10 protein-coding genes are annotated in these 10,740 nt (G+C 49.5%); 3 read left to right on the plus strand and 7 right to left on the minus strand.

What is annotated here, in order from left to right; translation table 11 throughout:
- Positions 1-176 precede the first annotated feature (176 nt).
- The 6 genes from K2G43_RS05025 to K2G43_RS05050 all read right to left on the minus strand — a co-directional run bounded on the left by K2G43_RS05025 (position 177) and on the right by K2G43_RS05050 (position 6,893).
- Positions 177-878, minus strand: coding sequence for a LytTR family DNA-binding domain-containing protein (locus K2G43_RS05025; RefSeq protein ID WP_300153288.1), 702 nt, complete (start codon positions 876-878; stop codon positions 177-179).
- A gap of 3 nt (positions 879-881) precedes the next feature.
- Entirely contained in the window at positions 882-1,961 is a 1,080-nt protein-coding gene (locus tag K2G43_RS05030; protein ID WP_300153290.1) for a histidine kinase, read from the minus strand.
- A gap of 163 nt (positions 1,962-2,124) precedes the next feature.
- The gene (locus K2G43_RS05035; RefSeq protein WP_300153292.1) at positions 2,125-3,345 is read right to left on the minus strand and encodes an ABC transporter permease; all 1,221 of its coding nucleotides are present in this window, start codon (positions 3,343-3,345) and stop codon (positions 2,125-2,127) included.
- Between the two features lie 14 nt (positions 3,346-3,359).
- Positions 3,360-4,106 (minus strand): ABC transporter ATP-binding protein, encoded by a 747-nt coding sequence (locus K2G43_RS05040; protein ID WP_297644961.1) that lies wholly within the window; start codon positions 4,104-4,106, stop codon positions 3,360-3,362.
- Positions 4,107-4,215: 109 nt separating this feature from the next.
- A complete protein-coding gene (locus K2G43_RS05045) occupies positions 4,216-5,433 on the minus strand; it encodes an efflux RND transporter periplasmic adaptor subunit (RefSeq protein WP_300153294.1) in 1,218 nt (405 codons plus the stop codon).
- Positions 5,434-5,513: 80 nt separating this feature from the next.
- Positions 5,514-6,893: a TolC family protein gene (locus K2G43_RS05050; RefSeq protein WP_297644965.1), complete on the minus strand. Its 1,380-nt coding sequence runs from the start codon at positions 6,891-6,893 to the stop codon at positions 5,514-5,516.
- A gap of 510 nt (positions 6,894-7,403) precedes the next feature.
- Here K2G43_RS05050 and K2G43_RS05055 point away from each other — a divergent pair.
- The 3 genes from K2G43_RS05055 to K2G43_RS05065 all read left to right on the plus strand — a co-directional run bounded on the left by K2G43_RS05055 (position 7,404) and on the right by K2G43_RS05065 (position 10,448).
- Entirely contained in the window at positions 7,404-7,622 is a 219-nt protein-coding gene (locus K2G43_RS05055; protein ID WP_300153296.1) for a DUF4492 domain-containing protein, read from the plus strand.
- A 34-nt stretch (positions 7,623-7,656) separates the two neighbouring features.
- Positions 7,657-9,204, plus strand: a complete 1,548-nt coding sequence (locus K2G43_RS05060) for a cytochrome ubiquinol oxidase subunit I (protein WP_297642288.1) — start codon at positions 7,657-7,659, stop codon at positions 9,202-9,204.
- A 98-nt stretch (positions 9,205-9,302) separates the two neighbouring features.
- Positions 9,303-10,448, plus strand: coding sequence for a cytochrome d ubiquinol oxidase subunit II (locus tag K2G43_RS05065; protein WP_300153298.1), 1,146 nt, complete (start codon positions 9,303-9,305; stop codon positions 10,446-10,448).
- Between the two features lie 87 nt (positions 10,449-10,535).
- Here the strand turns inward: K2G43_RS05065 and K2G43_RS05070 are convergent.
- Positions 10,536-10,740: 6-phosphogluconolactonase (locus K2G43_RS05070; RefSeq protein ID WP_300153300.1), on the minus strand; the 205-nt coding region annotated here is incomplete at its 5' end.

Consider the following 10,740-nt stretch of genomic DNA (forward strand, 5'->3'; position numbering starts at 1 on the left):
CTTACGGAGGAAGTGCCTACACAAAAACTAAACTAGACTTAACTAAACTATTCTATAGAGGAGTTTCACAACTCCTATCTGTTCGATGCAAAGTTAAAAAACATATTTAAATAGACAAAAAAATCTATTATAAATTCGACGAATCTCTCATTTTTATTGACGAACAAAGCTTTTTCTCAGCTTCTTTGTTCTAAAAACTCTTGAAAAGCCTGTTTGTAACTATCGCTGATGGGGATATAGTTTTTCCCGAAAACGATTCGCCCACGGTCTATTACGCGTATCTTGCTCTTTTGAACAATATAAGAACGGTGGACACGCATAAAGCGTGAAGCTGGGAGAAGCTCTTCCATCGCCTTCATGCTCATCAAAGACAAAATAGGTTTGGAAACACCTTCTTCATAGATTTTGATATAGTCTTTCAAGCCTTCGATGTAAAGAATCCGGTCCAGTTCAATTTGAATCAACTTGTAATCGCTCTTTACGAAAATACTCTGAACCTCGTTTTGGGGTTGTTGCAACAACTCAAACCACTGAACCGCCTTGTTGGCGGCTTGCAGGAAGTCTGCATAAGAGATGGGCTTCAGCAGATAATCCAGTGCATTGACTTTATAACCGTCTATGGCATATTGATCGAAAGCGGTAGTGAACACGATTCGGGTACGGGGACTTACCATCCTAGAAAATTCAAGTCCGCTCAAATCGGGCATCTGGATATCCAGGAAAATCAGATCGACATGCTTGCCAGGCAACTCTTTCATAGCTTGCACGGCACTGGAATACTTGCCCACGCTATTCAGAAACGGAGTTTTGTTGACATAGCTTTCCAGTAACTCCAAAGCCAAAGGCTCGTCATCTACGATTGCACAATTCAAATTCATAATCTAATGGTTTTCAAGTTTTATCACTAATGTGGAATTATACATTTTTCCATCTTCATCAACCCCGTACCACCACTCATAACGGTTGGGATAGGTCAATTCCAAGCGTTTTCGCACCTGTTCCAATCCGATGCCGCTTCCGCTTTTGTCGGTCTGGCTTTTGGGATGGTAACTATTGGTGATTTCACAACGAATCTCCTTTGAATTCTCGCTGAAGCAGATACGGATGAAACTGGACTCTGTAGGCGAAAGACCATGTTTGAAAGCGTTCTCTATAAGAGAGATAAAGATGAGTGGCGCTATCTCCGTATGGCTGTCCGGACGGACATCTATCTGCGTCTCCACTGTTACATTGGCAGAGAGGCGGATGCGCATCAGCTCGATGTAGCTGCGAATGAAGTCCATCTCTTTGTCAAGGGAAACAAAGTTCTGCTGATTGTCATAGAGCACGTGACGAAGCAAGCGACTCAACTCCTGAACAGCCAATTGCGCCTTGTCTGCATCGAAAGCGATGAGGGCGTAAATGTTGTTCAACGTATTGAGCAGGAAATGCGGATTAAGCTGGTTGCGCAGGTTCTTCAGTTCGGCTTCCGTACGGCTCTTTTCGGCCTCGCGGCGGGCAGCATCCAGTTGTTGCCATCTGCCGCTCATCTTGATAGCGACACTCAATCCGATGGTCAGTATCATGGAAAAAATATCACGCAGGATGAATATCCATTTAGGAGGTCCCACATGCCTGCCTCCTCTTTCCGCTCCTCCTTTCAAATAAGCCTGAAAGACATATTCCTGCCACAAGTGAGAACCCGCAGCGACACATACTATCAACAGCGCGTTCAACAGAAGGAACTTCCTTACACTCCCCTCAAACAGATAGCGGGGAATCAAGAAAAGGTAGTTTGCGTAGAATACAATCAGAAAAGAAATAGGCACGATGCAACCGTGACGCAGATAATCCGTCCACGTGAGATCAAATCCGCTTCGTGTCATCATCAAGAAAGGGAAACCGAACACGATCCCCCACCCGATGATGTGTATCAGGGCTTCAATGCCGCGATGACGTGGGTTGGTAAGTAATTGTTTCATAATGCTACAAAGGTAATAAAATTTTAAATTTATGATTTCAGATTTATGAAGAGAAGAGAAGAGAAGGACAATATCGTTATAACTCTAAGGCGCAAACCTAAGCTTTAGAGTCGTAACCCTGAACTTTAGAATCGTAACCCTGAACTCTGAAATCATAAATCCTTTATTCATACCGTATCGCCTCTATCGGGTCAAGGTCGGCAGCTTTTTGAGCGGGATACCAACCGAAGAAGACACCTGTCACCGTACAGACAGCGAAGGAGAGGAACACGCTCCACGGCTGAATGAAGATGGGCCAGTGAGCAATGCTCTTCACAACCCAGCTGGCACTGCAGCCGATGAAGACACCGATAACACCGCCGGTGATGCTGATAAGGATGGCTTCTATCAGGAACTGACTCAGAATGTCGATGCCACGGGCACCTACGCTCATGCGCAAACCTATTTCACGGGTACGCTCCGTCACCGATACATACATGATGTTCATGATGCCGATGCCTCCCACCACGAGCGAGATGCCGGCGATGCAGGCAAGTAAAGTGGTCATCAGGTCGGTGGTGGAGTTTAGCATACTGCTAAGTTCCTGCTGGCTACGGATAGTGAAATCGTCGTCATCGCTTTCTTTGAGCTTATGGTTGCGACGCAAGATCTCGGTGATTTCCTCGGTGGCGTTGTCCGTCATGTCCTCGGTAAGGGCAGAGGCGAAGATGCCACTGAGGTAGGTTTGCGCCAGCAAACGCTTCATCACGGTGCTGTAAGGGGCAAGCACCACGTCATCTTGGTCCATCCCCATGGAGTTATAGCCTTTGGGCTTCAGTACACCTACTACGCGGAAAGGCACTTGATTGAAGCGGATGATGCGCCCCACCGGATCCTCACCATCGGGGAAAAGGTTGTCTTGAATCGTCTTTCCGATAACGCATACCTTGGCGGAGCTCTGTATGTCAGTCTCGGTAAACATACTGCCGTTCTCTACATTCAACTGCCGTATCTCCAAATAATCTGTACCGACCCCGCTCACGGAAGAGGGATAGTTATTATTGCCCGCAATCAATTGCCCACTGGATGAGACATTGGGGCTGACGGCAGCCAAGAAGTTCGTCTCTTTGCGCAAGGCTTCGTAGTCCGCCAACTTCAAGGTCTGCATGGCACTGGGGTCTTGGCGCACACCGCCACGCATGTCGGCTCCCGGATGAATCATTATCATGTTAGACCCCATTTCGGAGATTTGCGTCTGAATACTTTTCTTCGAACCTTGTCCGATGGCAAGCATCGTGATAACAGACGCCACGCCGATGATGATGCCCAGCATGGTGAGAAATGCGCGCAGCTTGTTGTTGTTCAGCGCGCGCAGGGCTATTTTGAAAAGATTTGTTCCATTCATAGGTATAATTGTTTTTAATCTTCCTCCTGTCTGGGCAGCGCCGCCAGTGCTTCAGCGGCATCCAGTATATGAGTATTGAGGGTATCTTCCCGGATTTGCCCGTCGCGCAACACGATGTTACGGCTGCTATATTGGGCTATCTCGGGGTTGTGGGTCACAAAGATGATGGTACGCCCCTCGGCATGCAGTTTTTGGAAAAGCACCAGTATTTCGAAGGAGGTACGTGTGTCCAGATTACCCGTTGCCTCATCGGCGAGGATGACGGCAGGATTGTTCACTAAGGCGCGGGCGATTGCCACGCGCTGCATCTGTCCGCCGGACATCTGGTTAGACTTGTGCTCCAGACGGTCGCCCAGTCCGACGGCGTGCAGGGCTTCGACGGCACGGCGGCGACGTTCGGCAGCAGAAACGGAGGAGTTGTACATCAACGGAAGTTCCACATTCTCTACGGCGGTGGTCTTGGGCAACAGGTTATAGTTCTGGAAGACGAAGCCGATTTTCCGGTTGCGCAACACAGCACGTTGTGATTTGCTCATGGTACGCACGGAGGTGCCATCCAGCAAGTATTCGCCGGCAGTCGGCGTATCAAGACAACCTAAGGTATTCAGCAAAGTCGATTTACCGGAACCGGACGTTCCCATGATGGTGACAAACTCGCCTTGACGGATGGTGAACGAGATGCCACGCAGGGCGTGAACAGTCTCCTCTCCCACCCGGAAGTTCCGTTTGATATTTTGAAGTTCGATAACTGCTTTGTTCATGATAGTTGTTTTTTAAAATTGACGAGGAAACGAGTTGACGAGGAGTACAAGGCGGTAAGGGCACTCGTAGCCCTGTTAACTTGTCTCCTTGTCAACTAACTTGTCCTCCTTATTTTTTCTTTCCCGGAGGTCCCGGCATAAAAGGGCTCCTCTCCCCTTCGGAGGTAGCCGGAGCCATGTCCGGCGCTCCGCTGCCCGGAGTCAGGCCAATGGAGACTTCGGTAATGACGGTTGTTCCTTCGGCGATGCCTTCGGTAATTTCCGTATGAATGCCGTTTGAAATGCCTATTTCTACCGGATGGGCGGTAAAGGTATTTCCTTCGCGTGTCCACACCTTGTTTTTGGCTTCGCAATCCTTCACGATGTCCTTATTACCTATCAACGGTTTTTCGGGAGTAAAGCGCAGGGCGCGTGAGGGAACACAGAGTACATCCTTGCGGTCCAGCGTGAAGATGGTGACGTTCGCCGTGAGGCGGGGCTTCAGCTTCAGGTCGGGATTGTGGGCAGAGATGACCACTTCGTAGGTCACCACCGTACTGCTCGTGCTGCTTGCCGAACTGCCAGAAGAGGCGTCACCCAGACGGATTTGCGTGACGGTTCCTTCAAACACATCGTTCGGATAGGCATCCACAGTGAAGGTTGCCCGCTGTCCCTCCTCCACGCCGCCTATGTCGGCCTCGTCCACATCGGCCACCACCTGCATCTGCGTCAGGTCGGCGGCGATAGTGAAGAGGGTCGGCGTTTCGAAGCCGGAGGCCACGGTCTGCCCCTCCTCTACATCGCGGCTGATGACCACGCCGTCGATGGGCGAGGTGATGGTGGCATACGAGAGGTTGCGCTCCGCCTTCGCCAGCGATGCCCGGCTGCTGTCGTAATTGCTGCGGGCTTTCTCGTAGTTATAGACCGATTGTTCGTAGTCGGTGGCGGCAATGAGTTTCTTCTCATACAGCGCCGCGTTGCGTTCGTATAGTTTCTTCTGATAATCGTACTCCGCCTTCGCGCCATTGTAGGCGGCACGTTGCGAGGCAAGCTCGCTTTGCAGGGTCACGCGGTCCATTTCGGCGATGAGTTGCCCACGGGTGACTACGGAGTTGTAGTCCACGTAAATCTTGTCGATAATGCCGCTGACCTGGGTACCGACCTCCACTTCGGTCACCGGTTCGATGGTTCCCGTGGCGGTGACGGATTCCGATATTCCGCTTCTGCTGACGGTGGCAGTGACGTAGTTCACTTTCTGTTTGGCTTTGCTTCCGCCAAACATCCATACCGCTCCACCTATCGCCGCCACGACAACGAGGGTGGTGAATGTCCATTTCTGTTTGTTCATATCTGTTCTTTCTATGATTTTGGTTACTATATATAATAAGGTATAGGAGATAATGCATTTCCGAATGCCTGCCTACGCATTTACAGCGACAGTTTTTCCCCCTGATAAAATCTCAGCAACTGCCTGTTCAGTATCGCCATATACTTGGCTTGCAACATCTCTTGCCGGGCACTGAGCAGATTGTTTTTCTCCGTCAGCAGTTCCACGGTGTTTTGCATTCCTAAATTGAAGCGTTCTTGTATCAGGTCATAACTGGTCTGCGTGCTTTTCAACTTCTCCGTGGCGGCATCATATTGTTGCCGGGCGGTGTTGGCATTGAGCCACAGGTTCTCGATGGTCCGATATAACTCCTTTTGGCTGTCCAGCAGTTCCAGTTGACTGGTCTGTTTCTGGAGCTTGGCCTTCTCAACGGCGCTTTTGGTCTGGCGGTTGTTGAAGATGGGCACGCTCAGGCTCACCCCCAATGAGTTGTTCCAGTTCTGCTTGATTTGTTCGTTGAAGGTGAAGTCGCCGCCATTGATGTGGTTGGTGCCGATGCCCGCAGTCAGGCTCAAGGTGGGCAGATAGCCGGCGCGGGCAATTTTGATGTCCAAATCCGAGGCCTGCACGTTCAGCCGGGCCACCTCTATCTCAGGGCGGAGAGCTAACGCCGCCTGATAGACATCCCCCTTGGCAGGCAAGGGCGACAGGACGTTCTCCGGATTCACAACAGGGATGTAAAGGTCCATCTCCGCCTCACCGTCCAGTTCCAGCAGCTGCTTCAGTTGCAGTTTGTATTCTTGCAGGGTGGCTTGTGCTGTCACCAGTTGATAGTTGTCTGTACTGACCTGCGCCTCCAGTTGGGCAAAGTCGCTTCGGGCAATGCTTCCCGCCTCAAAAAGCTGGCGGGCACGTTCGCATTCGGCACGGCTCACCTCTAACGTAGATTCGCAGACGGTCACGGCTTCGGTGGCATAGAGTATCTGCACGTATGCTTGCGCCACACTCTCCTCAATGCTGTTTTCGCCGGCCGCTACATTCAGTTCGGCAATGCGGCTGTTCAGCTGCTGCTGTTTGATGGTGTTCAGTCGCTTCCCGCCATTGTAGAGTGTCCAGTTGGCATCGATACCATAACTGCCGTTGTAGCTGGTCTTGCTCGTACTGCTGCTGATGTTGTCGCCATCGATGAGGGTGTTCGTCTCGCTCTTCGGACGGTTCACTACACGCTGGCTCACGCCGACCGAAAGGCTTGGAAAGAGAGCCGCCTTGGCAGTCTTGATGTCCACTTGGGTACCGGCGGCATTCAGCCGGTTCTTACGGACGGTGATGTTCTGCTTCAGGGCATAGTCAATGCAGGTCTGCAAATCCCATTGGGCTGGAAGCGTGCCGGCTTCCGTCGGAATCGTGTCGGTCTGCGCCGAGAGTCCCGCTCCGCTTGCCATGCAAAACGCTATCAGTGTCAATTTCTTCAGGTTTATCATATCTTTCATGTTCTATGGTTTTACATCGGCAAATGTAGTCCATCGCAGCAAAGGGAGGAAAAACTTTAGAAGTTTGAGGAGTTTTTATCGCCTAAACCGCCTTTTATGCGGACGACACACGGCTCTTTGAGAAATTAAAGAAAACTTGCACCTGTTGTTCAGACTTCTCAGACACGAATCGGGCGGATAAAGTGAGAATTGCCTCTGACATCCACAAAACATAACACATTGTAAATCATAGACATCCTACTTTATTTTTTCTTTATCCTTTTTAAAGTATTACTTTAATACCGATAAAGCGACACTATAATGCTTACAAAGCAATCCTTTAATGCTTATAAAGTAATTCTTTAAAAAGGATAAAGAAACGCCGCTTTGAAGTATCGGAAGAATGGGAAATGAGCATATACTTTCAATGAAAGAACCGTGATGCCACGATTTTTTCCCATCGTTCGTTTGTCTGTTCTATAAAAGTAATTTATATTTGCCATCGTTCTAAATCCAATCGATATGAGACAGCTTGCAGCGACCGTTTGGCGCTTCTATTTGGATGGCTTTCGGAGTATGACATTAGGCCGTACCCTGTGGTTTATCATCTTGGTAAAACTATTTATCCTGTTCTTTATTCTCCGCCTCTTCTTCTTCCCCAACTTTCTGAACGCCGCCGCAAGCGATGACAAAGAAGGCTATGTCAGCGGAGAACTGATAGAAAGAGCCGTTGATAATTGACAGTTGATAATTGATAATTCAAAATTCATAATTTATGTTACACATTGACACTTCGCTGATTGACTGGTCGAGAGCACAATTTGCCTTGACCGCCATCTATCACTGGATTTTCGTTCCACTGACGCTCGGGTTAGCGGTTATCATGGGACTTATGGAGACGGCTTACTACCGTACGGGTAACGATTTTTGGAAACGGACAGCTAAGTTCTGGATGAAATTGTTCGGCATCAACTTTGCCGTAGGTGTCGCTACAGGATTGATTCTGGAATTTGAATTCGGAACCAATTGGAGCAACTACAGCTGGTTTGTTGGCGACATCTTCGGAGCACCGCTTGCCATCGAAGGTATTTTGGCTTTCTTTATGGAGTCAACGTTCATCGCCGTCATGTTCTTCGGCTGGGAGAAGGTGAGCAAGCGATTCCATTTGGCTTCTACCTGGTTGACGGGCATAGGCGCCACCATCTCTGCCTGGTGGATTCTGGTAGCCAATGCCTGGATGCAGAATCCCGTGGGAATGGAGTTCAATCCCGATAGCGCCCGCAACGAGATGGTGGACTTCTGGGCAGTGGCAACCTCACCAATGGCGGTCAACAAGTTCTTCCACAGCGTACTTTCCGGATGGGTGCTGGGAGCCTTGTTTGTTGTGGGAGTCAGCTGCTGGTTCTTGTGGAAGAGGCGTGAAAAGGAATTCGCACTGGCAAGCATCAAAATCGCTGCTTGGACAGGCCTGTTCGCCACCCTATTGTCAGCATGGACGGGTGACGGTTCAGGTTATCAGGTAGCACAGAAGCAGCCTATGAAGCTTGCAGCCATGGAAGGCTACTACGATGGAGAGGCCGGTGCCGGACTGGTAGCTTTCGGTATATTGAACCCCGCCAAAAAGAGTCCGCAAGACGATATCGCCCCTTTCCTTTTCCGCATTGAAATTCCAAAGATGCTTTCGATGCTTGCCGAGCGTGAGATGAACGCGTTCGTTCCCGGCATCAACGACTTGCTGAAAGGTGGCTATCCATTGGCCGACGGTTCGAAGGCACTCTCTGCCGAAGAGAAAATGGCACGTGGAAAAGATGCCATCGAAGCGTTTGCCGCTTATCGTGCCGCCCGCGCCGAAGGCAACGAGGCGGGTGCCGCCGTTGCGGCATTGGCGTTGCAGAAAAATGTGGCTTATTTCGGTTACGGCTATATCAAAGACGTGAACGAGCTGGTGCCGAATGTTCCCCTTACCTTCTATATGTTTCGCGTGATGGTGATGTTGGGCGGCTATTTCATCCTCTTCTTTATGGCGGTACTCTTCTTTATCTATAAGAAGGATTTGACAAAAATGCGTTGGATGCATTGGGTGGCTATGCTCACCATCCCGTTAGGATATATTGCAGGACAAGCCGGATGGGTGGTTGCCGAATGTGGCCGTCAGCCGTGGGCGATACAAGATATGTTGCCTACCAGTGCCGCCATTTCCAAATTGGATGTCGGCTCCGTACAGACCACGTTTTTCATCTTCCTTGTGCTTTTCACCATTATGCTGATAGCGGAAGTGGGAATTATGCTGAAAGCGATACAAAAAGGACCGGAAGGAGAGTGATTAAAGTGGTAGAGTGATAAAGGGGATATTACCACTATTATCACACTACCATTCTATCACCTTATCATATTATAACAACATAACTTTATCACATTAAAATGGATACATATATTTTTCTTCAACACTATTGGTGGTTCATCGTTTCCCTGTTAGGAGCGATTTTGGTGTTCCTGTTGTTTGTGCAGGGAGGCAACTCACTTCTGTTCTGTCTGGGCAAGACAGAAGAGCAGAGGAAAATGATGATTAATTCGACGGGGCGTAAGTGGGAGTTCACGTTCACTACATTGGTGACGTTCGGCGGCGCGTTCTTCGCTTCGTTTCCGCTCTTCTACAGCACGAGCTTCGGCGGTGCTTATTGGTTGTGGATGATTATCCTGTTCAGCTTTGTGTTACAGGCGGTCAGCTACGAGTTTCAATCCAAAGCGGGAAATCTGTTGGGAAAGAACACATACCGGACGTTCTTGGTAATAAACGGAGTGGTAGGCCCGATTTTGCTGGGCGGTGCAGTGGCTACATTCTTCACCGGCTCTGAATTCTACATCGATAAAGGGAGTATTGCCGAAACGATGATGCCTGTCATCAGCCGTTGGGCGAATGCCGGACACGGTCTGGATGCGTTGCTCAATCCGTGGAACGTGGTATTGGGATTGGCAGTCTTCTTCCTGGCACGCATCTTGGGGGCGCTCTACTTCATCAACAACATCAACGACCGGGACTTGACGACCCGCTGTCGCCGTTCGCTTTGGGGAAATACAGGATTGTTCCTGCTCTTTTTTCTGGCATTCGTCATTCGCACGCTGATGGCCGACGGCTATGCTGTGAATCCCGAGACAGGAGCGATTTTCATGGAACCCTATAAGTACCTGGGCAACTTCATCGCTATGCCGGTGATATTGATACTATTCCTCATCGGCGTGGTTGCCGTTTTGTGGGGAATCATCCGCACATTGTGGAAAGCAGAATTCGACAAGGGCATCTGGTACACCGGAATCGGTACGGTGCTCACCGTATTGGCTTTGTTGCTGGTGACAGGTTATAACCATACTGCCTATTACCCTTCCAATGCCGATTTGCAAAGTTCACTGACGCTCTCCAACAGCTGCTCCAGCCTGTTCACCCTGAAAGTGATGGCATACGTCTCCATCCTTGTTCCCTTTGTCCTTGCCTACATTGTCTATGCTTGGCGTAGCATCGACAGCCGCAAGATTGATACAAAAGAGATAAAGGAAGGACACACGTATTAAGGAAAAATAGGGAATGAAGAATGAAGAGTTACCCGGCGGCTTATTTACATAGCGCAGCCAAACTCTTCATTCTTCATTTTTCATTCTTCATCGAAAATACGCCTGTTCATCAGTAAACAACTCCACGCATTCAGCATGATGGGCTACGTATGCCGCCGGACCTGTATCACCGGAGTGGAGCATGTCATAAACGACATTCGCTTTGTCCCTGCCGATAACCAGGAAGATGATTTTCCGGGCGGCAAACATAAGGCAACCGGTCATAGCGATACGCTTACGCTTATTATAAGGA

Source organism: Bacteroides sp. (genome assembly GCF_029057325.1).
Classification (GTDB): Bacteria; Bacteroidota; Bacteroidia; order Bacteroidales; family Bacteroidaceae; genus Bacteroides.

Excerpts from the sequence above, each read along its gene's own strand:
- K2G43_RS05045 (WP_300153294.1), bottom strand. The coding sequence starts at position 5,433 with ATGAACAAACAGAAATGGACATTCACCACCCTCGTTGTCGTGGCGGCG.
- K2G43_RS05025 (WP_300153288.1), bottom strand. The coding sequence starts at position 878 with ATGAATTTGAATTGTGCAATCGTAGATGACGAGCCTTTGGCTTTGGAG.
- K2G43_RS05030 (WP_300153290.1), bottom strand. The coding sequence starts at position 1,961 with ATGAAACAATTACTTACCAACCCACGTCATCGCGGCATTGAAGCCCTG.
- K2G43_RS05065 (WP_300153298.1), top strand. The coding sequence starts at position 9,303 with ATGGATACATATATTTTTCTTCAACACTATTGGTGGTTCATCGTTTCC.
- K2G43_RS05050 (WP_297644965.1), bottom strand. The coding sequence starts at position 6,893 with ATGATAAACCTGAAGAAATTGACACTGATAGCGTTTTGCATGGCAAGC.
- K2G43_RS05035 (WP_300153292.1), bottom strand. The coding sequence starts at position 3,345 with ATGAATGGAACAAATCTTTTCAAAATAGCCCTGCGCGCGCTGAACAAC.
- K2G43_RS05040 (WP_297644961.1), bottom strand. The coding sequence starts at position 4,106 with ATGAACAAAGCAGTTATCGAACTTCAAAATATCAAACGGAACTTCCGG.
- K2G43_RS05055 (WP_300153296.1), top strand. The coding sequence starts at position 7,404 with ATGAGACAGCTTGCAGCGACCGTTTGGCGCTTCTATTTGGATGGCTTT.
- K2G43_RS05060 (WP_297642288.1), top strand. The coding sequence starts at position 7,657 with ATGTTACACATTGACACTTCGCTGATTGACTGGTCGAGAGCACAATTT.